This window comes from Plantactinospora veratri (genome assembly GCF_036421995.1).
GTDB lineage: Bacteria > Actinomycetota > Actinomycetes > Mycobacteriales > Micromonosporaceae > Plantactinospora > Plantactinospora veratri.
Window position 1 is genome coordinate 25,459 of sequence record NZ_JAZGQL010000037.1, and the last position, 26,757, is coordinate 52,215.

Sequence of the window (26,757 nt, forward strand, 5' to 3'; positions counted from 1 at the left end):
CGGCGTACCCCGAGGAGGTCCTGACCGGTGCTCGACCCGAACGAGCTCTACCAGCTCACCGACGATCTGCCCGAGCTGGGTCAGCCGGTGCTGATCCAGGCGCTTTCCGGCTTCGTCGACGCCGGAAACGCGACCCGGCTGGCCCGGGAACACCTGGTGTCGACCCTCGAGTCCCGGACGATCGCCACCTTCGACGTCGACCAGTTGCTCGACTACCGGTCCCGGCGACCGACGATGATCTTCGTCGAGGACCACTGGGAGCACTACGAGCAGCCGAAGCTCGAACTGCACCTGCTGCGCGACGACGAGAACACCCCGTTCCTGCTGCTCTCCGGCCCCGAGCCGGACTTCCAGTGGGAACGGTTCATCGCCGCGCTGACCAGCCTGATCCGGCGGCTCGGCGTACGGGTGACGATCGGACTGAACGCGATCCCGATGGCGGTACCGCACACCCGCCCGGTCGGGGTGACCGCGCACGCCACCCGACCGGAGCTGATCACCGGCTACGAGTCCTGGCTGCAACGCATCCAGGTGCCCGGCAGCGCCGGCAACCTGCTCGAGTTCCGTCTCGGCGAGCAGGGCCGGGACGCGGTCGGCTTCGCGGTGCACGTGCCGCACTACGTGGCCCAGACCGAATATCCGGGCGCGGCCGAACTGCTGCTGACCTCGGTCTCCCGGGCCACCGGGCTGCTGCTGCCCACCGAGTCGCTGCGTACCGCCGCCGAGGCCGTCCGGGTCGACATCGACCGCCAGGTGGCGCAGACCGACGAGGCGACCTCGCTGGTGCAGGCGCTGGAGGAGCAGTACGACGCCTTCACCCGGGGCCGGGGCGAGCCGAACCTGCTCGCCAACCAGACCGGTCCGCTGCCCACCGCCGACGAACTCGGCGCGGAACTGGAACGCTTCCTCGCCGAGCAGGGCCGCCCCGGGGACAACCCCGCCAACTGACGGCGTCCACGTACCGGTACGTGCGCACGTACCGGTACGTCGGCGCCGGGCGGACCGGCGTCACCGTCATCCGCGCGTCGCGCGCCTGCGTTTCCCGGCCCGATCGGGCAGGCTGGGCACATGCGCCTGGCGACCTGGAACGTCAACTCGGTGAAGGCCCGCCTCCCCCGGCTGCTGGACTGGCTCGCCGGCACGAAGCCGGACGTGGTCTGCCTGCAGGAGACGAAGTGCCCGGACGGATCGTTCCCGACCGCCGAGGTCGGGGAGCTGGGTTACGAGGTCGCCAGCCACAGCGACGGACGGTGGAACGGGGTGGCGATCCTCTCCCGGATCGGCCTGGCCGACGTGGCCGTCGGGTTCGCCGACGAGCCCGGGTTCCCTGAGCCGGAGGCCCGGGCCATCTCCGCGACCTGCGCCGGGCTGCGAGTCTGGTCGATCTACGTGCCGAACGGACGTACCCCGGACTCGCCGCACTACGAGTACAAGCTCGCCTGGTTCGCGGTGCTGCGCGACGCGCTCGCCGCCGAGCTGCGGACCGGGCTGCCGCTGGTGGTCTGCGGCGACTACAACGTCGCGCCGACCGACGCCGACGTCTGGGACCCGGCGCTCTTCGTCAACTCGACGCACGTGACCCCGGCGGAGCGACAGGCCTTGGCCGAGCTGCGCGCCCTGGGCCTGACCGACGTGGTGCCGACGCCGATGAAGGGCCCGCACCCGTTCACCTACTGGGACTACCGGGCCGGGATGTTCCACCAGAACAAGGGCATGCGGATCGACCTGGTCTACGCGACCGAGTCGTTCGCCGAACGCGTCACCTCGGCCTACGTGGACCGGGAGGCCCGCAAGGGCAAGGGCCCCTCCGACCACGCCCCGATCGTGGTGGACACCACCCCGAAGGCCGGGTAACCGCATGATCGCACTACTTCCCGGAGGACGAGGCCCCGGCTCGCGCGAAAGCCACTCCTTCCCGGAACGAGCGCGATCCCACCGCCGGACCGGCGCGCCGATCAGCGCGGTTAGGGTGGGTGCATGGCAGTGGTGAAGATCAACGCGATCGAGGTTCCGGAAGGCGCGGGCGCGGAGCTGGAGCGCCGGTTCGCCGCCCGGCAGGGCGCGGTCGAGAACTCCCCCGGATTCCTCGGCTTCGAACTGCTCCGCCCGGTGTCCGGCGAGAGCCGCTACTTCGTCTACACGAAGTGGGAGAGCGAGGCGGCCTACCAGGCATGGGCGAGCGGGCCGGCCCGGCAGGCGCACGCGCGCGGACCCGCCGACGGCGAATCCGGCGGCGAGCAGCCCCGACCGGTCGCCAGCGGCGCCACGCTGCTGGAGTTCGAGGTGGTCCAGCAGGCCACCCCGACCGCCCCGTAACCCTGCCGCCGGCCGCACCGCACGCCCGGCCGTCAGGCCGTCGTGCCCGGTCGTGGGCTGATCAGGAGACCGAAGCTGCCGTCGTGCTCGCGGTGCAGCTCCAGTACGTCGAACGCCTCCCGTAGCCGGCGTACCGTCCACGCCAGGTGGATCCAGACGCCCCGGTCCTGCGTCGGGTCGCCGTCGTACCTCGCCCAGCCACGCGAACGCTGCTTCGGGCTGAGATCCAGATATCGCGCCACCTCGGGCAGCGGGCGGTGGGTCACCCCGAAGGTCGCGTGCTGGTTCGTGCACTGGACGACCACCTTGACGGTCCCGCCGTCACGACCGCGCGGCCAGTCGACGACGGTGACCCGGTAGACCAGGCGGCCGTCGTCGTACATGACGCCGCCCCAGCGCAGTTCGGCGGGGCGCTCCCCGCTCGCCAGGAGCTGTCGCACCGTACGGATGACGTCGTCGCTGTCGGTCATGCGTCTCACGGTGGCACCGCTCGGCAGGTACGTCCATTCCCAGAATGCCGGCCGTTCAGGGCTTCCGGGAGTCGACCAGTGCGGCGAAGGCGACGATGTTGTCGGAGTACCCCGTGCCGCCGCCGACCCAGCGCCCGCCGCAGGTGATCAGGCGGAGCCAGGGGCGGCGGAAGTCGCCGTAGACCCGCTCGGCGGGCAGCTTGTCCTTGTCGAAGTGCTCGACCGAGTTGACCTCGAAGATCGCCACCGACCGGTCCTGCCGGGTCACCTCGATCCGGGCGCCCGGCCGGAGCTTGGCCAGGTCGTGGAAGACCGACGGTCCGGTACGGGTGTCCGCGTGCCCGACGATGATCGCCGGCCCGAACTGACCCGGGGTCGGACCCCGGTCGTACCAGCCGGCCTCGTTGTGCTTCTCCAGCGCGGGTACGGCGATCGAACCGTCGTCGGCCAGCCCGACCCGGTGCACCGGGGCGCGTACCCCGATCGACGGGACCGCGAGCTTCACCGGCCGGCTCGGCGCGAGTACCGGAAAGTCCCGGGGTGGCTCCTTGGTGCCACCGTTCAGCCAACGCCACGGACCGCCGGCCGACTGGCCCAGCCCGGCCCCGGTGGCGAAGACCCCGACGAGCACCAGGACGATCGCCAGCGGCCCGATCAGGCTCCGGCGGGGGCGGCTGCCGCCGGGCCGGGCCGCCGGATGCCGCAGGTGCACCGCCGGCTGCCGGTCGCCGATCCAGCGACGCCGGCCGGTGGCGGTACGGCCGGTGGGGGTACGGGCCATCGGGCGGGACTCCTCCCGTCAGGTCCGGCGGGGGGTGGCCGACCGGGCCCGGCGACGGATGGCGACCAGGCCGAGCACGGCACCGAGTACGGTGCTGGCCAGCCCGCCGGCCACCAGCAGTCCGCCCGGGTCGTCCCCGGCGCTGCCGCCGAAGCCGGTCGCCGGCCCCCGTTGCGGCCGGGTGGCGCCCACCACCATCAGCCGGGTGCTGGCGGTTCCGCCGTCCGGGCAGCTCAGCCGGACCCGGTAGGTGTCCGCCCGGGTCGTCTCCGGCACGTTGGCGACCGCGGTGAGGAATCCGGCCTGCGGTTGCACGGTCACCGTGCCGAAGGCCGGCGACTCGACCGTGGCGGGCTGGGTGTTGGTCCGGCAGCTCGCCTTGAGGCCGACCATGAAACCGGCCTCGACGGTGCTCGGGTTGACCTGGACGAAGACGTCGGCGGCGCGGGCCGGGGCAGGCGCGGCCAGCACCAGGGCGAGCGGGACACCGCCGAGGATCGCGATGCGTCGACGCGTTGCCACTGGTCCCCCTCCCGGCGCCTCGGGCAGGCCGGGTGCCGCGTGGCCCGTGGCCTGCCGTATGGGGAAATCCTCTCACCTGTCGCCGCCGCGCACACCCGGTCAGGCGTTCTCGGGCCAGATCGGCGCTCGTCCGACCTGGTAAAACTGGGTCGACCGCACCCATCGCGTACGCTGACGTTCCCGTGACCCTCACCAGCCAGGACCAGAGCGCCGCCACCGCACCGGCCCCGCCGCCCGCGCCCGCCGGGGCGTCGAGCCGGGTGCCGCCGGAGCGGCTGGCCCAGATCCGCACCTTCCACCCGCGCCGGGGGCGGCTCAGCGGGCGGCACCTGGACGCGCTGGACCGGCTCTGGTCCAGCTACGGCCTGACCGTCCCGATTCCCGGGCACTCCGACAACGGTGAGCGGCCCGCCGGCCACCGCCTGGACCTGGTCGAGCTGTTCGGCCGGACGGCACCGGTGGTACTGGAGATCGGTTCCGGGATGGGTGACGCCACCGTGGCGATGGCCGCCGCCGACCCGGGGCGGGACTATCTCGCCGTCGAGGTACACACACCGGGCATCGCCAACCTGCTCGCGCTGACCGAGCGGCACGGGCTGACGAATGTCCGGATCGCCCGGGGCGACGCGCTCGACCTCGTCCGGCACCTGCTGCCGGCGGACCGCCTCGACGCCGTACACGTCTTCTTCCCCGACCCCTGGCCGAAGCCCCGACACCACAAGCGCCGGCTGATCCAGCCGGGGCACGTCGCGCTGCTCCGCTCCCGGCTGGTCCCCGGCGGCACCCTGCACTGCGCCACGGACTGGCCCGAGTACGCCGAGAGCATGCGCGAGACCCTCACCGCCGACCCGGAACTGGTGAACCTGCATCCCGGTTTCGCCCCCCGCCCGGCGCACCGGCCGGTGACGAAGTTCGAGCGGCGCGGGGCGGCCGCCGGCCGCCCGATCCGCGACCTGATCTTCCGGCGTCGCTGAAGTGTTAGGAAGGGCCCCCGCATATCGTTTTCTGTTGTAGAAGGGCCCCTTCCTTACAGCGATTGGCGTTGCCGAGCCGGGCCAGGCACGATGGACCGGCTATGACGCTCACCGACCAGCTGCCGGGCAGCGCCGACCCCGACACCCTCTTCGACGCGTTCGCCGGTTGGGCGCAGGAGCGTGGCCTGAGCCTCTATCCGCACCAGGAGGAGGCGCTGATCGAGATCGTCTCCGGGGCCAACCTGATCCTGAGCACCCCGACCGGCTCCGGCAAGAGCCTGGTCGCCACCGGTGCCCACTTCGCGGCCCTGGCCGACGACCGGGTGAGTTTCTACACCGCGCCGATCAAGGCGCTGGTCTCGGAGAAGTTCTTCGCGCTCTGCGAGATCTTCGGTGCCGAGAACGTCGGGATGCTGACCGGTGACGCCAGCGTCAACGAGGACGCGCCGATCATCTGCTGTACGGCGGAGATCCTCGCCAACATCGCGCTGCGGGACGGCGAACGGGCCGACGTCGGCATGGTGATCATGGACGAGTTCCACTTCTACGCCGAACCGGACCGGGGCTGGGCCTGGCAGGTGCCGCTGATCGAGCTGCCACAGGCGCAGTTCGTGCTGATGTCCGCCACGCTGGGCGACGTCACCCGGTTCGTCGACGACCTGACCCGGCGTACCGGGCGGCCGACGGCACTGGTCCGCAACGCCGAGCGGCCGGTGCCGCTGATGTTCTCGTACGCGATGACTCCGCTGCACGAGACCCTGGAGGAGTTGCTCTCCACCCGGCAGGCACCGATCTACGTCGTGCACTTCACCCAGGCCGCCGCGCTCGAACGCGCCCAGGCGCTGATGAGCGTCAACGTCGCCACCCGGGCCGAGAAGGACATGATCGCCGAGGCGATCGGCAACTTCCGGTTCACCGCCGGGTTCGGGCGTACGCTCTCCCGGCTGGTCCGGCACGGCATCGGGGTACACCACGCGGGGATGCTGCCGAAATACCGGCGGCTGGTGGAAACGCTGGCCCAGGCGGGACTGCTCAAGGTCATCTGTGGCACCGACACCCTCGGGGTCGGAATCAACGTGCCGATCCGCACCGTCCTCTTCACCGGTCTGTCCAAGTACGACGGGGTCAAGACCCGGCTACTCAAGGCGCGTGAGTTCCACCAGATCGCCGGCCGGGCCGGCCGGGCCGGCTTCGACACCATGGGCACGGTGGTGGTGCAGGCGCCGGAGCACGTGATCGAAAACGAGAAGGCGCTCGCCAAGGCCGGCGACGACCCGAAGAAGCGCCGCAAGGTGGTCCGGAAGAAGCCGCCGGAGGGTTCGATCGGCTGGGGCCGGCCCACCTTCGAGCGGCTGGTCGAAGCCGAGCCGGAGCCGCTGACCTCCAGCTTCCAGGTCAGCCACGCGATGCTGCTCAACGTGATCAGCCGGCCCGGCGACGCCTTCGCCGCGATGCGGCACCTGCTGACCGACAACCACGAGGAACCGGCCGCGCGGCGCAGACACATCCGCCGGGCCATCGCCATCTACCGGGCGCTGCTGGCGGGGGGTGTGGTCGAGCGGCTCGCCGAGCCGGACGAGACGGGCCGGCGGGTACGCCTCACCGTCGACCTCCAGCTCGACTTCGCGCTCAACCAGCCGCTCTCGCCGTTCGCGCTGGCCGCGATCGAGCTGCTGGACACGGCGTCCCCGACCTACGCCCTGGACGTACTGTCGGTGGTCGAGTCCACACTGGACAACCCACGGCAGGTGCTCTCGGCGCAGCAGTTCAAGGCCCGGGGCGAGGCGGTCGCGGCGATGAAGGCCGACGGCATCGAATACGAGGCCCGGCTCGAACTGCTCGACGAGGTGACCCACCCGAAGCCGCTCGCCGAGTTGCTGGACGCGGCGTACGAGATGTACCGGCGTGGGCATCCCTGGGTGGCCGACTACGAGCTGCGGCCGAAGTCGGTGGTCCGGGACATGTACGAGCGGGCGATGACCTTCGTCGAGTACGTCAACTTCTACGGCCTGTCCCGCTCCGAGGGGCTGGTGCTGCGCTACCTGGCGGACGCGTACAAGGCGCTGCGGCAGAGCGTGCCCGAGGACGCCAAGACCGAGGAACTGATCGACCTGATCGAGTGGCTGGGCGAGCTGGTCCGGCAGGTCGACTCCAGCCTGATCGACGAGTGGGAGCGGTTGCGCAACCCGGCCGACCCGACCGCCGTGGTGGTGGACGAGAAGCCGCCGGCGGTCACCGGCAACGTGCGGGCGTTCCGGGTACTGGTCCGCAACGCGCTGTTCCGCCGGGTGGAGTTGGCCGCCCTGCGCCGCTTCGACGAGCTGGGCACGCTCGACGCCGAGGACGGCTGGGACGCCGACGCCTGGGCGGACGCGCTGGAGCCGTACTTCGAGACGTACGACGAGATCGGCACCGGCCCGGCGGCGCGCGGGCCGGCGCTGCTGATGATCGAGCAGGGTCGGGACCGCTGGACGGTACGGCAGATCCTCGACGACCCGGACGGCGACCACGACTGGGGGATCAGCGCGGAGGTCGACCTCGCCGCCTCCGACGCGGCGGGCACGGCGGTGCTCCGGGTGACCGAGGTCGGACAGCTCTGACGGCCGCTGGCCCGCGGCCGCCCGGCCGTCGCGGGGCCCGCCCGCTGGCTGACGGACCCTATCCTTTCCCGCATGACGATCACCGATCTTGAATTGGCCGTCGCGGCGGCGCAGGCTGGCGCCGAGGTGGCCCGTTCCCGCTTCGGCACCGTGCTGGCCCGGTTCGACAAGGCTCCGGGCGACTTCGCCACCGCCGCCGACATCGAGGCGGAGCAGGCGATCATGCAGGTGCTGCGTGCCGCCCGCCCGGACGACACCATGGTCGGTGAGGAGAGCGGCCGGACGGGATCCGGCGGGAACGGCCGGGAATGGCTGGTCGACCCGCTCTGCGGCACGCTGAACTACGCCGCCCGCGGCATGCTGGTCGCGGTGAACGTCGCGCTGCGCTCCGGCCCGGAGACCATCGTGGCGGCCTCGGCCGACCCGTTCAGCGGGGAGGTGTTCTGGACCGACGGCACCCGGGCCCGGGTACGGCACGACGGCGTGGACGCCGACCTCCGGCCGTCGGCCGACTCCTGGCTGGTGGACGTCAACCTGGATCCGCCGTTCCCGAACGATCCCGCCTTCCGGGCCGTACGGCTGCTCGCCGACCGGGGGTTCGCCGAGCGGTTCCGCCCTCGGGTGATCTCCAGCACCCTCGCGGTGGCCTGGGTCGCGGCCGGACGGCGGGCCGGGTACGTGGCCGACGGCGACCTGCGGGACAGTGTGCACTTCGCCAGCGGGATCGCGCTGTGCCGGGCCGCCGGGTGTGTGGTCACCGGTCTGCGCGGGCAGCCGCTGGACGCCGCTCCGGGCGGCCTCGTCGTGGCGGCCGACGAGCAGACCCACGCCGCCCTGCTGGCCCTGGTCGAGCAACAGTTCCGGGAGGGCCGGTGAGCCTTGCCCAAATCATCTTAGTCGTTAAGATAATCGCATGGGCATATCGACTAACTTCTCAGTGGCAATCGCCGGCGCCGGCCTCTCCGGCCTCTGCCTCGCCCAGTACCTGATGCGCGCCGGCATCGACGTGCACGTCTACGAGCGGGACCCGGGCCCCTTCGTCCGACGGCAGGGCTACCGGATCATTCTCGACCGGTACGGGCTGAAGGCGCTGCGCCAGAGCCTGCCCCGCCCGCTGTACCGCCTGGCGCTGACCACCGGCGACGAGCCCGGCGGGCACCTGCGCTTCACCGACAGCCGACTGCGGGACGCATTCACCATCACCTTCAAGGACGAGCCGCACGCGACCCGCCAGGTCGACCGGCTGACCCTGCGGTCGATCCTGCAGTCCGGGCTCAACGGGCGCATCCACTACGGCAAGGCCGCCGTCGCGGTGGAGAGCGACGGCCCGGCAGGGCTGCGGCTGCGGTTCTCCGACGGCCGGGCCGCCGCGGCAACCGTCGTCGTGGGCGCGGACGGCGTCGGCTCGGCGCTGCGCGCGCAGCTCATGCCGGACGCGGAGCCGGCGAACACCCCGATGGCGGGCATCTACGGCCGGTCGCCCCTGCGGCGCAACGGCGAGAGCGTCATCCCGGACGCGCTGCGTGACAGCGGGGTCCTGGCCATCGCCGACCGGCCGGGCCGGGCCTTCTTCTTCACCTCCATGCGGTTCGGCCAGAGCCCGCGGGAGGCGTTCGCGCGGCTGGCCCCGGGCAGCTATGCGCCCACCGGCGACGACTACGTCATGTGGGGACTGCTGCTCCGGCAGGAGGAGGTGCCCATCGGCGTCCGCGGGGACCTGCTGGCGCTGTGGAACCTGGCCGCCCGGATGAGTGCGGACTTCCACCCGCTCATCCGGCGACTGGTCGACACGGCCGAGCTGGACGCCACGGTACTCAACCTCTTCGCCACCGGCCGGCGCCCCCGCCGGTGGGCGCTGCCCCGGGCGACGATGATGGGCGACGCCGTGCACGCCATGCCGCCGTTCGGCGCTCACGGCGGCAACACCGCGCTCCGCGACGCCGCCCTGCTCGGCCAGAGGCTGGTCGAGGCCCGGGCGAGCGGTGCACCGGTGGAGGAGGCGATCGCCGGCTACCAGGACGAGATGGTGCCCTACGCCTTCCGGGCCGTGGACACCGCCGCCGGGCTGATGCGCCGCCTCACCGGGGGCGCGGCCGCACCGCACTGGGTGCTGACCCGCGTGCTACCTCGACTGCACCGGGTCACCGTACCGGAGGCATGATTGCGGGCATGTCCCACGAGCCGGCCCGGGCGTCCGCGATCGCCGACCTCATGCGCGCCGGGCGGGAGATGTCGCGGCTGTCCATGGTGTTCCGGTACGCCATCGCGGAGCGGCTGGGCCTCACCGTGAGCGACCTGGAGTGCCTGGACTACCTGGCGGACGTCGGATCCGCCACCGCGGGGCAGGTCGCCGAGCGGACCAACCTCACCACCGGGGCGGTGACCAGCATGCTCCGCCGGCTCCAGCAGGCGGGCTACGTGACGGCCGAGCGCGATGCGGCGGACCGGCGGCGGGTGATCGTCACGCTGCGGCCGGAGCGGATCGCCGAGTTGGAGCGACCGTACGAGCGGTTCGCCGAGCGGGCGGAGCGGCTCGTCGAGGGCTACGGCGTCGAGGAGGTCACGCTGCTGGTCCGGCACTACGAGCGCATGCAGGCGATGTACCTCGCCGAGTTGGACCGCCTCCGCAGCGGCGACACCGCCCAGCGGTCTGGCTGAGGCGGCGTCGCGTAACCGACCGCGCTCCCGGTCGCCACCGGAGGGCCAACTACCTCCGGACTGGGTGTCCGGTGTCGCGTCCGTTCCAAGGTTGCGGATGATCAAGGCACTGACCAGCGGCTCGCAAGGTAGTTCCGGACGGTCGCCGGCGGTGTTCCGATGGACGAACCCCTTACGGAACACCATGATCGAGAGTGTCGAGGCCCACCGCCGTGTGGAGTAGCGGCTGAAGGGCGTCGAGGAGCGAACCGGGGTGGATTGGGAGGCCATTGGCGTCTTCCCCTGCCTCGAACTCGCCGATCTCCAAGCCGACGAGATCGGACTCGCCCATGGCGAGCGCAGCGGATCTGAGTTCGCTGAGTGTGAGGCCGCCGGGAACGAGGTAGTCGGTGGGCACGATGCCGGGTTCAAGGACGTCACAGTCGATGTGCACATAGACCGGACGGCCGGCGATCGCGGCCCGCAACCTTTTCGCCAGGTTCGGTCCTGGCCCGACCAGCGTGATCACGCCATCATCGATCAGGGACTGCTCGACCGGGTCGATGTCACGTGCCCCACAAAGGATCGCGTTCTCTGGCTTCAGCCCCTGTCCCAGACCGGAGTCCCACATACCGAGCGGGCCGCTGAAGGCGAGGCCTCCGAGGTAGCCGGTGGTGCTGTTCTGGGGGGTGTTGAGGTCTGCGTGCGCGTCGAACCAGACGACCACCGCGTCTGGGCGATACCTCGCGACGACCGGAAGCGTCGCCAGAGCGACCGCGCAGCGGCTCAGCGCTGTGACCGGAAGGGCGCCGTCCCGCAACAACTCGTCGAAATGCTCCGCCATGGCGCGCAGTGCCGGCCGAGCCGCAGCCAACTCTTCTTCCCAGTTGGTGCACAGCGCGGGTTCGGGTGACCCGATGACAACCGGTGCTGAACCCAGCCGAGTGGCGAGTTCGGCTGCGATCATTCCCGACGCCTGCATGGCCCGGTCGTTGTGGTCGCCGGCTCGGGCCGCGAAATGCGTGATCACCGGCGACGGGGGGTTGGACGCTGACACGGGTTCTCGCTTTCACAAGAGCTGATGGTGGCGACCTGACCGTAAGCGCAGTCGAAGTGGTGGCAGCCGCCGTTTGGGATCCAGGTCAGGGCCGGTATGCAGGAGCGGCCACCGCGTGATCGGAGCTGCGCTGTGGGGCTGCGGCCGGGATGGCTCCATCAGGTAGGACGCGTTCGTAGCAGACGGAGTGGTCGGAGCCCACGTACGCGCCGAACAGCGGGATCTCGCGGTAGCCCTCGCGCTCGTAGAAGCGCATCGCGTCCGGCTGGCCCGGGCCGGTCTCCAGCCGGATGGTCGTCCAACCGCGCTCCCGTGCGGCCTCCTCCAGCCCTCGGAGCAAGTCGGTCGCCACCCCCGAGCCGCGACTCTTCGGTACCACGTACATCCGCTTCACCTCGACGGTGACCGGGTCGAGGCGGCGCAGCGCGGCGCAGCCGAGCGGTTGGCCGGTGGCTTCGTCGACCGCGACCAGGAACAGGTCGATGTTGTCGGCCGTCGGCGGCGTGCCGGGCTCGTGGTCATCGGTACCGTAGCGGAGGTCGAGTTCGGCTTTCTGCGCCACACGTAACGCCTCGCCCACCGGATCGGTCCACGGCCGCTGCGCGATGATCCAGGTCATGCCGCTCCTCATCAATGCTCGGTAACAAGCGTTACGGTAACATTCGTTACGACCACGAGGAGGTGAGAGTCGTGTCACTGCCTGCGGACCGAGCGGCCCAGGGCGAGGCGCTGTCGCGCGCGGTCTGGGCTGTGCTCGCGCAACAGGGCCTGGAAAAGCTGACAGTGCGCGCGGTCGCCGCGGCGGCCGGCTGCACGACGGGCCTGGTTATGCACCGCTTCCCGAACCGTCGAGCGCTGCTGCTACACGCCCGGCAACTTCTGCACGACACCACCCGGCAGCGGGTCGAGGCACTCGAGGCCGCGGCCACCTCGCCGCGGGCGGCGTTGCGCGCGGTCCTCCGCCAGGGCATGGCGACCGATCCGGAGACGACCAACTGGAGCATCGTCTGGTTGGGCTTCCTGGCTGCGGCGGTGGCGGACGCCGAACTGATCGGCATGCACCGCCGCAACAACCGAGCCTGGCGGCAACGCGTAGAGCGGCTGGTCGCCGCGGCTGCCCCGGACTGGCCGGTCGATCAGGTCGGCGTGGTCGCCCTGGGTCTGATCGCAATGACCGAGGGTGTCGCGGCTCTCGCCGCCGCGGATCCCGCTGCCTACCCGGCGGATCAGCAGGAACGCATGCTCGACGCCGCCCTTGTGGCCTACGGCCTGGGATAGCACGGCAGCCGCCGTTCGTGAGGTGACCTCGGGATGGAGATGCGGTCAAACCTCGCGGAGATTGATCAACGGCCGAACCGATGCTCGGCAATCGGCAGGTCGATGGCGTTACCCAGGAAGTCGTCCAGTACGTAATGCGCCTCGCGGGTGGTTGGCACGATTACCTTCGTGCCGTAGGTGGAATGCTGATCCGACACGTGGGGTAGGTCGACAGCCGCCTGCGATCGACCGCGCCGCGCTGACCAGCGCAGCCCGCACGGCGAACACCTCCCGCTGCACCCGTGCCAACTCGGCCCGCGTGGCTCCGGCGGCGCTACCCTGGGCATCCGCCCGGGCCGCCGCGACCGCGACCTCTCCCGCGTACCCGGTCGGAGTCAAACCCGCCCGGCGGGCCGCCGCAGAGACTTCACGCATCTCCTCGTCCGCCAGCCGGACGTTCAGGCAGTTCAACCGCCCGGCCGGCATCCGCGCCCGGTTCCGGGCCACCGGCACCACCGCCCTGGGGCCCGTCGGAGAATCGACGCTCATACCACGGCATCCTGCACTCCGTTGACGCCGTTTCCCGGCGACCAACTCGGCGCGTACGGGTGACTCGCAACCTGTTCCGGACGGCTCGCAAGATCACTCGCAGACTTTCCCGGACACTCGCAGGATTCGCGCGGACGCGACATCCGGTACGACCCATTTGGGCTGGGCGGAGCGGCGGAAATCAATTAGAATGTGTGTACTAAAACGGCTTCTGAACTGGGAGGACAGCCGTGCCAGAGTCTGTCGCCACCGCGCCCACTGCCACCCCCCTCCCCTACGCCACCCTGCTCGCCTTCACCCGCTACGTCGACCGCACCGGGCCGGCCAAGGCGACCTTCGTCGGCGGCCTGCGCAAGCAACGCGCGAGCCGCTCCGGCTTCAACCCGCACGGGCAGCTCGTCAAGGCGCTCAAGACCGACATCGCCTTCCGGACCGGTGGCCGTCACCTGACGGAGATCGCCGGGGTGGTGAAGCCGCGCTGGCGTCCGCTCTACGAGGCGCTGGTTCCGGGCGCGATCAGCTACCTGCACTCGCTCGGCGACCTGTCGACCGTCAACCTCGCCCAGACCCACGACGCCCTCGGGATGGTCGGCGACCTGCCGGTGAAGGTCAACCCGCACCTCGGGCTGCGTTACGACGACGGCCGGCGGGAGGCCGTCCGGCTGCACTTCGACGAGCAGCCGCCCAGCCAGGAGGCACTGCTGGCCACCCTGCACCTGATGGGCCGGCAGATGGAGCAGGTGCTGCCCGGTGCCGAGCCGGTGCTGGTCGACGTACGCCGGGGCGTCGTGCACCACCGCGACCCCGCCGTCCGCCCCGACCAGGTCGAACGCTGGCTGGCCGGTGAGGCGGCCGGCTTCACCGCCATCTGGTCCACCGCCGCCTGACCGGTGCGCGGCTCGCGCTACTTCCCGGAAAGAGTGCCTTCGACCAGCGGGCGAGGCCACCAATGACGGGAAGTAGCGCGATCTTCCCCGGAGCGGGCGGCGCAAGTCGCGGTGCCCCGGCGTGCGGGGGCACGCCGGGGCACCGCCACCCGCGTCAGAGGGTCAGGGACCAGGTGTCCAGGCGTCCGGAGTACGGGGCGGCCGCGTCCTGCACCCGCAGGCGCCAACTGCCGTTGCGGGCTTCGGTCGACAGGTTCACCAGGTAGACCGCGTTGATCGGTGATCCGCCGACGACCCGGTTGCGCAGCAGATAGGAGCTACCGTCCGGAGCGACCAACCGGACCACCAGGTCGGCGACCCGACCGTGCGTGATCCGCACGGCGACCACGCTGGTCGTCGAGGCATTGCCCGAGCAGCCGGCGAGGACGATGGTGCTCTGCACCGTACCGAGATCCGGAATGGCCACCGGGGTGGCGCTGCTGCCGGCGCAGGCGGTCGGCGCACCGGCTGTCAGGTTCAGTGTCCAGATGTCGATGTGACCGACGTCCGCACCGGCATTGTCCTGCACCTGGAGCCGCCACCGGCCGCTCGCCGTCTCGGTGGAGAGGTTGACCCGGAAGGTCTGTTCGATGTTGTCCTCACCGCCGCCCGTCCGGTTGTGCAGCACGTAGACGCTGCCGTCCGGCGCCAGCAGGCTGACCACCAGGTCGGCGCGGAACGTGTGCAGGATCCGTACCCGGACGGTGCTCGACGCCGATGCCCGGCCCGGGCAGCCGGTAATGGTCACCGGGCTCTGCACCGTCGACAGGTCCGGGATCGCGACGTCGGTGTTGTTGGTGCCGGTGCAGCCGACCGGGTTCGTGACGGTCACCGTGTACCGGGCGGTCCGGGTGACGTGCGGGCCGGTGCCGGTGACCGTCAGCGGGTAGCTGCCGGGCACCGCCGCCGAGCCGATCCGGATCGTCATCACCGACGACCGGCCGGCGACGACGGAGGCCGGGCTGAACGTCGCGGTGACGCCCCTCGGCAGTCCGGTGACGCTCAGCGCGACGGTCTGGGCGGAACCGGCGGTCACCCGGGTGCTCACCGTCGCGGTGACCGCGCCGCCCGGTCCGGCCGAGCCGGTGGCCGGGGCGACGGTGAGGGCGAAGTCGTGGGTGGGTGGCCGGACGTCGGCGACGTGGAGCAGGACGTTCGGCGAGCCGGGGCCGGGATCGGTGACCAGCCCGGGGGTGCCGGAGGTGACGAGCAGGTCGCGGACCTGCTGCGGGGTGTACGACGGGTTCTGCGCCAGTACGAGCGCGGCGGCACCGGCCACGTGTGGCGAGGCCATCGAGGTGCCGTCCCCCGGCCCGCTGGAGGTGTCACTGTCGATGGTGGAGGAGACGATCGCCACCCCCGGGGCGAAGATGTCGACGCAGGTGCCGTGGTTGGAGAAGGTGGCCCGGGCGTCGGTACGGCCGGGGCCGCCGGGGAAGCCGCCGGTGGCCGCCACGGTGATCGCGGCGGGGACGCTCGCCGGTGAGCCGCCGCAGGCGTCGGCGTCCTCGTTGCCGGCCGCGACGGCGTAGCTGACGCCGTCGGCGATCGAGTTCGCCACCGCCGCGTCGGCGGCGCTGTTCGCCGGGCCGCCGAGGCTCATGTTCGCCACCGCGCGCTCGCCCGGGTCGTGGTCGCCGGTGACCCAGTCGACGCCGGCGATCACCTGGGCGTAGGTGCCGCCGCCGGTGCAGTCCAGTACCCGTACCGCGACCAGGGTGACGTCCTTGGCGACCCCGTACTCCGCACCGCCGACGGTCCCGGCGACGTGGGTGCCGTGCCCCTGGCAGTCGGTGGCGGACCCGCCGTCGATCGCGTCGAAGCCGGAGACCGCCCGGCCGCCGAAGGTCTGGTGGGTGAGCCGGATCCCGGTGTCGATGATGTAGGCCCGGACCCCGCTGCCGGTGTTCGGGTAGGTGTAGCTGTTGTCCAGGGCCAGCGGGCGCTGGTCGATCCGGTCCAGACCCCAGGAGGGGGTCGGGGTCTGCGTACCGGTGAGCCGGACCCGGTGGTTCTGTTCGACGTACGCGACCGACGGGTCGGTGGCGAGCCGCCGGGCCGCCTCGGCCGAGCCGGTGAACTCGAAGCCGCGCAGCGCGTGCCGGTAGGTGCGGGCCACCTTCCCGCCGGCTTTGGCAGCGAGTACGCCGGCCCGGCCGGTCACCGAGTCGGCGCTGACGGACGCCTCCTCGAGTACCACCAGATAGCTTCCGGCGACGGCGGTGGCGCCACCGGCGTGCCGGATGGTGCCGTCGGCCGGTGCCGCGGCTGCCGGTGCCACCGCCGTGCCGAGCAGCCCGGCGCTCACCGCCACGGCCAGTCCGACGGCGAGTCTTCCCGTCCGTCGCCGCTGACCTGATGTGCTGGCAATTCTCATCGCCATTCTTCTCCCCTCCTGCCGGTGGCCGGGGCCCGCGCGACGGTGCCGCGACGCCGCCCCGGAAAACGGCTGAACGGGACACTACGAGGAGTATTTGAATCCTGGCGGACAGTAACTGACAGCAGGTCAGTCGGCATCTGGACCGGGCACGGCCGTTACCTGGGCCCGGTCGGGACTATCGGCGCAGGGTCAGGATCAGGTCGGCGACCAGCGCCGTCCAGCCGGTCTGGTGCCAGGCGCCGAGCCCGGCCCCGTTGTCCCCGTGGAAGTACTCCGGAAAGGCGATCAGGTCCTTCCAGTCCGGATGGGTCTGGAAGAGTTCGGCGATGCCGTAGATCGGCCGGCGCCCCCAGTCGTCCGGCACGAAGAGCGCGATCAGCCGGGCGGAGAGATCGTCCGCGATCTCCGTCAGGGTGTGCTTGCTGCCCGACCGGGTCGGATACTCGACCAGCAGGTCGTCGCCGAAGAACGCCGCGTGGTCCCGGAGCGCCGAGATCAGCATGAAGTTCGTCGGCATCCAGATCGGGCCGCGCCAGTTGGAGTTGCCGCCGAAGAGCCCCGAGGTCGACTCGGCCGGCTCGTAGCCGACGGTGAACTCCTGCCCGCCCAACTCCACCGCGAACGGCCGCTCCAGATGCCGCTTGGAGAGCGTACGCAGCCCGTACGGGGAGAGGAACTCCTCCTCGTCCAGCATCCGGGCGAGCAGCCGGACCACCTGGTCCGGGCCGACCATCGAGAGCAGTCGCTGCTGCCGCCCGTCCCCGCCGAGCCGCCGACCGCCGATCACCCGGGCGTACTCCGGCTTGTTGGCCAGGAACCAGCGCAGCCGGGCGGTCAGCTCCGGCAGCCGGTTCAGGGTGGCGGTGGTCAGCCGGGTGATCGCGGCCAGCGGCAGCAGGCCGACCACCGAGCGCACCTTCAGCGGCGTGCTGGTCCCGTCCGGCAGCCGGAGTACGTCGTAGAAGAAGCAGTCCTCCTCGTCCCAGAGTCCCTGGTCGTAGGCGGCCGCCGCGATGTACGCGAAGTGCTCGAAGAACTTCGTCGCGATGTCCGAGTACGTCGGGTCGTGCACGGCCAGGATCAGCGCCATGTCGAGCAGGTTCAGCGCGTACATGGCCATCCAGCCGGTGCCGTCGGACTGCTCCAGCACCCCGGCCACCGGCAGCGCGGCCGACCGGTCGAACGGGCCGACGTTGTCCAGCCCGAGGAAGCCGCCCTCGAAGACGTTGTTGCCGCCGATGTCCTTGCGATTGACCCACCAGGTGAAGTTCAGCAGCAGCTTGTGCATCATCCGGGCGAGGAAGTCGAAGTCCCGGCCACCGTCGATCTCGAAGACCTTCAGCGCCGCCCAGGCGTGCACCGGCGGATTCACGTCGCCGAACGCCCACTCGTACGCCGGGATCTGCCCGTTCGGGTGCAGATACCACTCACGCAGCAGCAACAGCAGTTGCGCCTTGGCGAAGCCGGGATCGACCCGGGCGATGGTGACGCAGTGGAACGCCAGGTCCCAGGCGGCGTACCAGGGGTACTCCCAGGGGTCCGGCATCGAGATGATGTCGAAGCTGTTCATGTGCCGCCAGGAGCTGTTCCGGCCGTGCCGGTGCCCCTCCGGCGGCGGCGCGGCGGCCGGGTCACCGGTCAGCCACTGCTGCACGTCGAAGTGGTAGAACTGCTTGCCCCACATCAGCCCGGCGATCGCCTGCCGGGCCACCAACGCCTCCTCCCGGGAGGCACCGTCCGGGATCAGCCGGGCGAAGAACTCGTCCGCCTCGGCCCGCCGGGTCGCCATCACCTGGTCGTGTTCGGCGCCGAGGTCGAGCGGGGGCGCCGGCTCGCTGGCCGGTGGCGGGGCGGTCCGGGTGAGCCGGAGTTTGATCCGCGCCTCGCTCCGGGCCGGTACCTCCAGCACGTAGTGCAGCGCCCCCTTGGTGCCCTCACCGGCCGGGTTGACCGTGTCGGCACCGTTGACCACGTGGTCGTTGATGCCGTCCTTCGGGTACGCGCTGCGGCCCGGCAGTCCCCAGAGCCGCTCGGTGTTGGTCTCGTTGTCGCAGACCAGCGCGGCCGGCCCACCGTCGCCCTCCAGCACGATCTGGCCGAGCACCCAGTGCTCGCCGACCAGCCGGCCCGGGGTGCCGCGCAGCTTCGGCACCTGGTCGCGGCCGGGCAGCCCCCAGGACCAGGTGTTGCGGAACCAGAGCATCGGCAGCACGTGCAGGGTGGCCGCCTCGTCGCCCCGGTTCGCCGCCGTGATCGAGATGCACATGTCGGTCGGGGACGCCTTGGCGTAGTCGACGGTCACCGCCCAGTACCGGTCGTCGTCGAAGATCCCGGTGTCGACCAGCTCGTACTCGACCTCGTCCCGGCCGCGCGCGGCGTTGACCGCGACCAGCTCGTCGTAGGGGAAGGCGGCCTGCGGGTAGTGGTAGCGCCAGCGCATGAAGGAGTGCGTCGGGGTGGAGTCCAGGTACCACCAGTAGTCCTTGACGTCCTCGCCGTGGTTGCCGCCGTCACCGCCGAGCCCGAACATCCGCTCCTTGAGGATCGGGTCCGCGCCGTTCCAGAGCGCCAGGCCGAAGCAGAAGGTCTGCCACTCGTCGCAGACCCCGGCCATCCCGTCCTCGTTCCAGCGGTAGGTCCGGGACCGGGCGTGGTCGTGCGGGAAGTAGTCCCAGGCGGTGCCGTGCTCGCTGTAGTCCTCCCGGACCGTGCCCCAGGCCCGCTCGGCCAGGTAGGGTCCCCAGGCCCGCCACGGCTCCCCGCCGGCGTCGGCCTCGGCCAGCCGGGCACGCTCCGGATCCAGCCCGGTACGCTCCGCGTCCTGCCCGTCGTCCATCCGACTCCCGCCCGTCATCCGACCGCTCCCCCGCGGTCGTCCTTCCGATCATTGTGATCGCTCCCGGCTCACCCGGCCAACGATCGCCCCCGGCTCACCCCGGCAACGATCGTCCCCGCTCACCCGGGCGACGATCGCGGTGACCGTCAGCACCGTCGGTGTGCCGGGTCGGCCGAGCGGGCATCATGGGCGCCATGCTGCCGATCGAGTTCGGGCCGCGGGTCTGCGGTCACCTGGAGGCCGGCGCCGACCGGGAGTGGCTGCTCCCCGACGGCCTCGGCGGGTACGCGATGGGCACGGTGAGCGGGCTGCGTACCCGGCGGTACCACGGGCTGCTGATGGTGGCCGGCCAGACCCCGGCGGCCCGCCGGCTCGGGCTGGTCAGCCTGGACCCGGAGCTGCTGCTGCCCTCCGGCGCGGTGGTCCGGCTCGGCGCGCACGAGTGGCGCTCCGGCGACGTCGACCCGCGCGGCTTCGAGCTGCTGGAACGCTTCGACCTGGTCGACGGCCTGCCGCGCTGGCGGTGGCGGATCGGCGACCTGGTGCTGGAGCGCGAGCTGGCGATGGCGTACGGCCGGTCCTGCCTGGCGGTCCGGCACCGGCTGGTCTCCGGCGGCCCGGCCCGGCTCGGCCTGGCCGCGGCGGTGACCTGGCGGGACGGCCACGCCGAGCGGCGCGCGGACGGTCCGGCACCGAAGGTGGAGCCGGTGGCCGGCGGCGCGGTGATCGAGGACGCGTTCCGGCTGGCCGGGCCGGAGTGGGTGACCGAGGGCCAGTGGTGGCACGGGGTGCACCACCGGGAGGAGGCGGCCCGGGGGCTGAATCCGGACGAGGACCTCTGGTGTGCGGGCCGGTTCACCGGCGCGCTGCACCACCCCGGCGACACCGTCTCGGTGCTCGCCTGGGCCGGCGACCTGGCCGAGGAGCCGCCGCCGGCCGACGAGCTGATCGAGGCGGCCCGGCGGCGCAACCGCCGGGTGGTGGCGGCCGGAAAGCCGGCCGACGCGGTGGCCGCGAGGCTGACCCTGGCCGCCGACGCCTTCGTGGTCGGCACCGGCAGCGGGCCGGACGTGGTGGCCGGCTACCCGTGGTTCGGCGCGTGGTCCCGGGACACGATGATCGCGTACGAGGGGCTGTTCCTCGGCACCGGCCGGGCGGACGAGGGGCGGGAGCTGCTCCGGGCGTACGCGGGGACCCTGTCGGAGGGGATGCTGGCGAACACCGCCGACACCGGGCGGGTGGAGTACAACACCGTGGACGGGACGCTGTGGTTCCTGCACGCGGTGGCCCGGCACGTGACGGTCAGCGGGGACAGCGACCTCGCCGCCGAACTGCTGCCGGCGCTGCGCGCGGTCGTCGACGGCCACCTGCGGGGCACCCGGTACGGCATCGTGGCCGACCCGGCCGACGGGCTGCTCACCCAGGGTTCCCCCGGAGAGGCGCTGACCTGGATGGACGCCCGGGTGCACGGCGAGCCGGTGACCCAGCGGGCCGGCAAGCCGGTCGAGGTCAACGCGCTCTGGGTCAACGGGCTGGCGGCGATCGCCGAGCTGGCCGGGCTGCTCGGCGAGGACGCCGGTGCCGCACCGGCCGCGCACGCGAGGGCGCGGGCGGCGTTCCGGCGGCGTTTCCCGGCCCCGAGCGGCTGGCTCCACGACGTCGTCGACGCCCCGCCGCCGGCCTATCCGCGCGGTGCCGACGGCCGGCACGACGACGACCTGCTCCGGCCGAACCAGTTGCTGGCCTGGTCGCTGCCGTACGCGCCGCTCGACCCGGATCCGGCGGCGCTGCGCCGGATCGGCGCGGCCCTGCTCACTTCGCTCGGCCCGCGCAGCCTCGCCCCGGACAGCCCCGGCTACCTGCCACGGCACCGGGGCGGCCCCGCCGAGCGGGACTCCGGCTACCACCAGGGCACCGTCTGGCCCTGGCTGATCGGCCCGTACGCGGAGGCCTGCCGCCGGGCCGGGCTGCCGGTCGGCGAACTCTTCGCCGGGCTGGAGGCGCACCTGTCCGAGTACGGGCTCGGCTCGGTGAGCGAGACCGCCGACGCCGCACCGCCGCACGGCGCCACCGGGGCGCCGTTCCAGGCCTGGTCGGTGGCGGAACTTCTACGGGTACGACGGAACTGACCGGGCGGCGTTACATACCGGCAACGGGTACGTCTTCACCGGTTTTCCCGGCACCGGCAGTATTGGCCCCAACCAATGACGCGTAGGCACCCGTAACAGGTGCCGCTACGCGCCTGCGTGGAAATCAATTCAAAGGGGGCCGGGCCATGTCACCGAATGCCGAGGTCGTCAACTTCCCCGCGGCCCGCCCGCTGAAGGTGCTCATCCTCTCCTGGGAGTACCCGCCGGTGCTGGTCGGCGGGCTCGGCCGGCACGTGCACGCGCTGGCCACCGCGCTCGCCGCCGCCGGGCACCAGGTCACCGTGGTCACCCGGCACGGCGAGGGCGCCCCGGTGGAGGCGTACGTCGACGGCGTGCACGTGCTGCGCGCCCCCGAGGACCCGGTCGGCTTCCCGCTGGCCACCCCGAGCCTGCTGGCCTGGACGATGGCCTTCAACCACACGCTGACCCGGACCGCGCTGCGGGCCGCCCGGACCGGCGACTACGACGTGATCCACGCCCACGACTGGCTGGTCGCGCACACCGCGATCAACCTCGCCGACCACCTGGACATCCCGCTGGTCACCACGATCCACGCCACCGAGGCGGGCCGGCACCAGGGCTGGCTGCCGGACGAGATGAACCGGACCATCCACTCGGTCGAGCACTGGCTCGGCCACGAGTCGCACCGGGTGATCACCTGCTCGGGCTACATGCGCGACCAGGTGAAGGCGCTGTTCGGGCTCCCGGACGGGCACGTCGAGGTGGTGCCGAACGGGGTCGACGACCGGGCCTGGTCGGCCCAGCCCCGGGCGGTCGCCGCCGCCCGCAGGCGGTACGCCGGTGCCGGGCCGCTGGTCGGCTTCGCCGGACGGCTGGTCTACGAGAAGGGCGTACAGCACCTGGTGCACGCGGTGCCGAGGTTGCGGGAGCGGCACCCGGAGCTGCGGGTGGTGATCGCCGGGGACGGGCCGTACCGGCAGGAGTTGCAGGACCAGGCGCACCGGCTCGGGCTGGACCGCAGCGTACGCTTCGCCGGGTTCATGACCGAGCGGCAGTTGCCGGCGGTGCTGGCCGCCACCGACGCCACGGTGGTGCCGAGCCTCTACGAACCGTTCGGGATGGTGGCCCTGGAGGCGGCCGCCGCCGGGGCGCCGCTGGCGGTCGCCGCCACCGGCGGGCTGGCCGAGATCGTCGAGCCGGGGGTGACCGGGGTGACCTTCCCGCACAGCGACCCGGACGCGCTGGCCGGTGCCGTCGACTCGCTCCTCGGCGACGAGGTCTTCGCCCGCGGGGTGGCCCGCCGGGCCCGCACCATGGTCGCCGAACGGTACGGCTGGGCGAGCATCGCCGCCCGGACCGCCGCCGTCTACGCCAGCGCGGCGACCGCCGGCCCGGCGCCGCGGACCCGGGCCGGGGGCGGGACGGGGCGGATCGTCGTACCCGACGGGAACCTGCTGGCCCTCGACGGCGCCGCCTGCTGACCCGCGCCCGGGTCGCCCGCCGCGCACCGTCCCCCAGCGGTGCCCATCCGTGGGAGTTGATGCGGGCGACACCCCCCGCTCGCTATCGTGTACGGCGGGTATCAGAGGGGACGCGGACGGTGTATCAGGAGCGGATCGCCGATCGTTACCTGCTGTTGCGCACCATCGGCACCGGCGGGATGGGGTGGGTCTGGCTGGCCCACGACGAGATGCTGCGCCGCCCGGTCGCGGTCAAGCAGGTGGTGCCGCCGGACTGGATGACTCCGGACGAGCGCGACGAGGTGCGCTGCCGGACGTTGCGCGAGGCGCGGATCGCCGCCCGGCTCAACCACCCCAACGTGGTCCGGATCTACGATGTCGTGCAGGACGGCGACTCCCCGTGGATCGTGATGGAGTACGTCCCGTCCCGCTCGGTCCAGCAGGTGCTGGAGGCGGACGGGCCGCTGTCCCCGGTGCGGACCGCCGAGGTCGGGTTGGCGGTACTGGCCGCGCTGTGCGCCGCGCACGCCTCCGGGGTACTGCACCGGGACGTCAAGCCGCACAACGTGCTGATCGCCGAGGACGGCCGGGTGGTACTCACCGACTTCGGGCTGGCCACAGTGGACGGTGGGGACGGGGCACTGACCCGCGACGGCGTGGTGATCGGGTCACCGCAGTACGTCTCGCCCGAGCGGGCGGCGGACGGGTCGTCCACCGTCGAGTCCGACCTCTGGTCGCTGGGCGCCACCCTGTACGCCGCGGTGGAGGGCCGGTCGCCGTACCACCGATCGACCACGATGGCCACGCTCACCGCGCTGGCGGTGGCGCCGCCGGACCCGACCCGGCTGGCCGGCCCGCTCCGCCCGGTGCTGGCCGGACTGCTCCGCCGTGATCCCCGGCAGCGCCTCACCGCCGACGAGGTGGAACGGATGCTGCGCCGGATCGCCGAGCCGCCGCCCCGCTCCGGCCGGTACCCTCTCGCCCTGGCCCGTGGTCCCGCCCCCCGGACGCCGGCCCCGCCGGACGCCGGCCGGTCCGCTCCGGAGGAAGCCCCGGGCGACCGTCCGGCTCGGCGACGGCCGCCGAACCAGCGTGCGCAGCCGCACCAGCGTGCGCGGCCGGACCGGCGCCCCCAGCCGAACCAGCGCCCCGCCTGGCCGGCGCAGCCGAACGGTCCGGTTCGACCGGACGAGCCGGTCGAGCCGGACCCCTCAACCAGTTCCGCCGGACCCTCCGACCCGGACGGCCGGCCGGAGCCGGCCGGAGCGGCTGCCGCGGAGCGGCCACGGCGGGGGTCGGAGCGGCTGCCGCACCCGGTCCGGGGTGCGCGGCGCGGCCCGGAGCCGCGACCGGATCCCGAGCGGCCGGAACCGCCGGGCGGCGACCGCCGCCCACGGCGTCTCGGCGGGCGGGTCTCGCGGATCGGGGCCACCGCGCTGGCCCTGACCCTGCTGGCCGCGCTGGGCACCGCGTTGACGGTGCGGGCCAAGCGGGTCGGCGAGGTGCCGCCGGAGGCGTCGGGCAGCCGGCCGACGGCGGAGGTGGTCCGCGCGTTCCCGTGTGCGCCGCCGCCGGAGCAGACCGTGCCGGTGACCGCCGCACCGCGCCCGCCGGGCGAACGCTTCGGACTCGTCGAGCACTGGACCTGGTACACCGACGCGGTCGGTTTCCGGATCGCCGTACCGGTCGGCTGGCGCCGGTACACCGACGGCACGGTGGTCTGCTTCCGGGAGCCGGTGGTCGGCACCGGGCGGATGATCACCATCGATCCCAGCACCCCCGCGACCCGGGACGGCGAGCGGTACTGGCTCGCGGAGGAGCGCCGACTCATCGGCGCCGGCCTGCTGGCCGGGTACGAGCAGGTCGCCATCGGGCCGCTGGACATCCGGGACGGCGGGGCGATCTGGGAGTGCCGGTGGACCAACCCGCACGGCGTCCGGGTACAGGCCGCCCGGATGCTGATCAACACGTCGGCCGGGCGGGCGTACACCGTCTCGTGGTTGACCCGGGAGTTCGACTGGGGCGTCAACCAGAGCTACCTGCGGATGGTGCAGACCAGCTTCCGGCCGGTCGGTTGAGCCCGGTCGCGCCCCGACCCGGCGACACGCCGGAGTCCGGTTGCCGACACGGTTTTCCGAGCGTCGCCGCACCGCCCGGAGCGTCCGGGCACGCACCGCCGCACACCACGGTTGACCTGCCGGGCGTTCCGAATCGAACACGCGTTTGACCACGCCGCCGCGAGGCGGTGGAGTGGACCGTGACGTCGGTGACAGCACTGTGGATCAAACGGTGATTGCCTAGCGATCTTTGGTTTGGCACAGTGTCGCCAGCCGTGCGGGATGTACCCGGGGGAGGATGCACGACGATGATGGGGCCATCCCATGCGCTGTCCGGTGCCGCGGTCTGGTTGGCCGGGTCCTGGGGGCTGGACTACTTCGCCGGCTACGAGCAGTCGCCGCTGGCGATCGCGGTCGGCACGGCGGTCTGCGCGGGCGGGGCGCTCTTCCCCGACCTCGACATGTCCGGCAAGGTCACCCGCAACCAGGGCGGGGCGACCGTCGCCCGCACCTTCGGGGTGGTGTCGCTCTTCTTCGCCGAGGTGATGGAGAAGATCTCCCTCGGCGTCTACCACGCCACCAAGCTGAGCAAGGACCCGCACCGCAACAACGGCCACCGTACGCTGACCCACACGCTGCCGTTCACCTTCCTGGTCGGCTGGGGCACCACCGCGCTCTGCACCGCGTACGGCAAGTGGGCCGTGATCGGCATCCTGTTCTTCATGATCGGTCTGGCGCTGCGCGGGCTCTTCGACGAGTGGGCGAAGCGGGCCGGCTGGGTGATCGTGACGCTGGTGTCGCTGGCCGCGGCGTACTTCACCTTCCTGCACCTGCCCGGCGACCGGGGCTATCCGATGCTGGGGCTGGCGGTCGGGGTCGGCTGCTTCGTGCACATCATGGGCGACATCATCACCAGCAACGGAGTGCCGATCCTCTGGCCGGTGCCGATCAAGCGGCGGATGTGGATGATGATCGGCATCCCGAACAAGATCGCCGTCAAGGTGGGCGGCAAGGTGGAGACGATCGTGTTGCGTGGCGCCTTCACGGTGATCTCGATCCTCTCCGCGGTCGGCCTGGTCGCACCCTCCGTGCTGGAGCGGTTCAACATCGAGGTCTGAACCCCGGGGCGGCGTCGGAGGAGGCGTCGCCCGTCGGGCGGAACCGTCGCCGCGTCCGGGGTGCCACCGCGACATCTCGCGGCGGCACCGCCGGACTCAGACCGCGACCCGCTGGGCCGGGACCGGGACGGTCAACCCCCAGGCGGCGAGCAGTTCCGGGGTGTTCGCCCGGCTGCCGTCCGCCACCGTGTCACAGGCGATGTCGACGATCTCGTCCTTGTGGGCCATCAGGTACGGTCGGGCCCCGACGTCGGCGTTGGCCAGCGCGGCGATTCCGGCCCAGTGCCGGCGGCCGAAGAGCATCGGATAGCCGCGCAACCCGTCGTAGGTGGCGCAGACCAGGGCCTCCGGATAGGGCAGCGCCGCCACCCGGCGTACCGCCGCCTCGGTCAGCCCCGGCATGTCCACCGGGACCACCACGACCGCCTCGATCCGCCGGTCCGGTACGGCGTCCAGCCCGAGTCGGATCGACGAGCCGATCCCGGTACCCCAGGAGCGGTTCACCACCACCGTCGCCCCGGAGAGGTCGGCGGTGGCCCGTACCTGCTCGGCCGCGGCCCCGAGGACCACGACCAGCGGGCCGCAGCCCGCCGCACGCATCGTGTCGAGTACCTGGTTCACCAGGGGTCGCTCCCCCTGGTGCAGCAACGCCTCCGGGCCGCCGATCCGGCGTCCCCCGCCCGCGGCGATGATCATTCCTGCGATC

Annotated in this window: 22 protein-coding genes and 1 pseudogene; 14 read left to right on the top strand and 9 right to left on the bottom strand. The window is 72.2% G+C overall.

From position 1 onward, the window contains the following. Positions 1-27: 27 nt before the first annotated feature. From V1634_RS33320 to V1634_RS33330, 3 genes are all read left to right on the top strand, one after another. On the top strand, positions 28-948 hold the full coding sequence (locus tag V1634_RS33320; RefSeq protein ID WP_331211605.1) for a proteasome assembly chaperone family protein: 921 nt from the start codon (positions 28-30) through the stop codon (positions 946-948). A 120-nt stretch (positions 949-1,068) separates the two neighbouring features. Next, the gene (locus V1634_RS33325) at positions 1,069-1,854 is read left to right on the top strand and encodes an exodeoxyribonuclease III (protein WP_331211606.1); all 786 of its coding nucleotides are present in this window, start codon (positions 1,069-1,071) and stop codon (positions 1,852-1,854) included. Between the two features lie 123 nt (positions 1,855-1,977). Next, the gene (locus tag V1634_RS33330; protein WP_331211607.1) at positions 1,978-2,316 is read left to right on the top strand and encodes an antibiotic biosynthesis monooxygenase family protein; all 339 of its coding nucleotides are present in this window, start codon (positions 1,978-1,980) and stop codon (positions 2,314-2,316) included. Between the two features lie 32 nt (positions 2,317-2,348). Here the strand turns inward: V1634_RS33330 and V1634_RS33335 are convergent, their stop codons facing one another. The 3 genes from V1634_RS33335 to V1634_RS33345 are packed head-to-tail and all read right to left on the bottom strand — an operon-like array spanning position 2,349 to position 4,089. Further along, positions 2,349-2,786 carry a hypothetical protein gene (locus V1634_RS33335; protein ID WP_331211608.1) on the bottom strand — a complete coding sequence of 146 codons (438 nt, stop codon included), beginning with the start codon at positions 2,784-2,786 and terminating at the stop codon, positions 2,349-2,351. A gap of 55 nt (positions 2,787-2,841) precedes the next feature. Then, entirely contained in the window at positions 2,842-3,567 is a 726-nt protein-coding gene (locus V1634_RS33340; protein ID WP_331211609.1) for a class F sortase, read from the bottom strand. An 18-nt stretch (positions 3,568-3,585) separates the two neighbouring features. Beyond that, positions 3,586-4,089, bottom strand: a complete 504-nt coding sequence (locus V1634_RS33345) for a hypothetical protein (protein ID WP_331211610.1) — start codon at positions 4,087-4,089, stop codon at positions 3,586-3,588. A 260-nt stretch (positions 4,090-4,349) separates the two neighbouring features. Here V1634_RS33345 and trmB point away from each other — a divergent pair, with 260 nt between their 5' ends. The 5 genes from trmB (at position 4,350) to V1634_RS33370 (ending at position 10,321) form a co-directional block, all read left to right on the top strand. Continuing rightward, positions 4,350-5,063 (top strand): tRNA (guanosine(46)-N7)-methyltransferase TrmB, encoded by a 714-nt coding sequence (trmB, locus tag V1634_RS33350; protein ID WP_407951901.1) that lies wholly within the window; start codon positions 4,350-4,352, stop codon positions 5,061-5,063. A gap of 101 nt (positions 5,064-5,164) precedes the next feature. Beyond that, a complete protein-coding gene (locus tag V1634_RS33355; RefSeq protein ID WP_331211611.1) occupies positions 5,165-7,663 on the top strand; it encodes a DEAD/DEAH box helicase in 2,499 nt (832 codons plus the stop codon). A 72-nt stretch (positions 7,664-7,735) separates the two neighbouring features. Continuing rightward, positions 7,736-8,539, top strand: coding sequence for an inositol monophosphatase family protein (locus V1634_RS33360; protein ID WP_331211612.1), 804 nt, complete (start codon positions 7,736-7,738; stop codon positions 8,537-8,539). Positions 8,540-8,576: 37 nt separating this feature from the next. Next, positions 8,577-9,824, top strand: a complete 1,248-nt coding sequence (locus tag V1634_RS33365) for an FAD-dependent oxidoreductase (RefSeq protein ID WP_331211613.1) — start codon at positions 8,577-8,579, stop codon at positions 9,822-9,824. An 8-nt stretch (positions 9,825-9,832) separates the two neighbouring features. Beyond that, positions 9,833-10,321 (top strand): MarR family winged helix-turn-helix transcriptional regulator, encoded by a 489-nt coding sequence (locus V1634_RS33370; RefSeq protein WP_331211614.1) that lies wholly within the window; start codon positions 9,833-9,835, stop codon positions 10,319-10,321. Between the two features lie 172 nt (positions 10,322-10,493). Here the strand turns inward: V1634_RS33370 and V1634_RS33375 are convergent, their stop codons facing one another. Then, positions 10,494-11,357: an arginase family protein gene (locus V1634_RS33375; protein ID WP_331211615.1), complete on the bottom strand. Its 864-nt coding sequence runs from the start codon at positions 11,355-11,357 to the stop codon at positions 10,494-10,496. Positions 11,358-11,442: 85 nt separating this feature from the next. Then, positions 11,443-11,976: a GNAT family N-acetyltransferase gene (locus V1634_RS33380; RefSeq protein WP_331211616.1), complete on the bottom strand. Its 534-nt coding sequence runs from the start codon at positions 11,974-11,976 to the stop codon at positions 11,443-11,445. Between the two features lie 71 nt (positions 11,977-12,047). Between V1634_RS33380 and V1634_RS33385 the strand changes: the two genes are divergently transcribed. Beyond that, the gene (locus tag V1634_RS33385) at positions 12,048-12,635 is read left to right on the top strand and encodes a TetR/AcrR family transcriptional regulator (protein WP_331211617.1); all 588 of its coding nucleotides are present in this window, start codon (positions 12,048-12,050) and stop codon (positions 12,633-12,635) included. 80 nt (positions 12,636-12,715) lie between these two features. Here the strand turns inward: V1634_RS33385 and V1634_RS33390 are convergent. Next, positions 12,716-12,838 (bottom strand): annotated as a pseudogene (locus tag V1634_RS33390) (Tn3 family transposase); the annotation flags it as partial. A gap of 555 nt (positions 12,839-13,393) precedes the next feature. On the opposite strand from V1634_RS33390, the gene V1634_RS33395 reads away from it, so the two are divergent. Then, positions 13,394-14,050 carry a hypothetical protein gene (locus tag V1634_RS33395; RefSeq protein WP_331211619.1) on the top strand — a complete coding sequence of 219 codons (657 nt, stop codon included), beginning with the start codon at positions 13,394-13,396 and terminating at the stop codon, positions 14,048-14,050. Between the two features lie 154 nt (positions 14,051-14,204). Here V1634_RS33395 and V1634_RS33400 read toward each other — a convergent pair whose 3' ends face one another. Beyond that, positions 14,205-16,472 carry a S8 family serine peptidase gene (locus V1634_RS33400; RefSeq protein ID WP_331211620.1) on the bottom strand — a complete coding sequence of 756 codons (2,268 nt, stop codon included), beginning with the start codon at positions 16,470-16,472 and terminating at the stop codon, positions 14,205-14,207. A gap of 172 nt (positions 16,473-16,644) precedes the next feature. Continuing rightward, positions 16,645-19,323, bottom strand: a complete 2,679-nt coding sequence (locus tag V1634_RS33405; RefSeq protein WP_331211621.1) for an MGH1-like glycoside hydrolase domain-containing protein — start codon at positions 19,321-19,323, stop codon at positions 16,645-16,647. 176 nt (positions 19,324-19,499) lie between these two features. On the opposite strand from V1634_RS33405, the gene V1634_RS33410 reads away from it, so the two are divergent. The 4 genes from V1634_RS33410 to V1634_RS33425 all read left to right on the top strand — a co-directional run bounded on the left by V1634_RS33410 (position 19,500) and on the right by V1634_RS33425 (position 26,051). Continuing rightward, on the top strand, positions 19,500-21,434 hold the full coding sequence (locus V1634_RS33410; RefSeq protein WP_331211622.1) for an amylo-alpha-1,6-glucosidase: 1,935 nt from the start codon (positions 19,500-19,502) through the stop codon (positions 21,432-21,434). 146 nt (positions 21,435-21,580) lie between these two features. Beyond that, complete coding sequence (locus tag V1634_RS33415; protein ID WP_331211623.1) at positions 21,581-22,897, top strand: glycosyltransferase family 4 protein; 1,317 nt, start codon at positions 21,581-21,583, stop codon at positions 22,895-22,897. Positions 22,898-23,016: 119 nt separating this feature from the next. Beyond that, on the top strand, positions 23,017-24,954 hold the full coding sequence (locus tag V1634_RS33420; protein ID WP_331211624.1) for a serine/threonine-protein kinase: 1,938 nt from the start codon (positions 23,017-23,019) through the stop codon (positions 24,952-24,954). 287 nt (positions 24,955-25,241) lie between these two features. Then, positions 25,242-26,051 (top strand): metal-dependent hydrolase, encoded by an 810-nt coding sequence (locus V1634_RS33425; protein WP_331211625.1) that lies wholly within the window; start codon positions 25,242-25,244, stop codon positions 26,049-26,051. A 96-nt stretch (positions 26,052-26,147) separates the two neighbouring features. Here the strand turns inward: V1634_RS33425 and V1634_RS33430 are convergent, their stop codons facing one another. Further along, entirely contained in the window at positions 26,148-26,747 is a 600-nt protein-coding gene (locus V1634_RS33430; RefSeq protein WP_107262974.1) for a nucleotidyltransferase family protein, read from the bottom strand. Between the last annotated feature and the right edge of the window lie 10 nt (positions 26,748-26,757).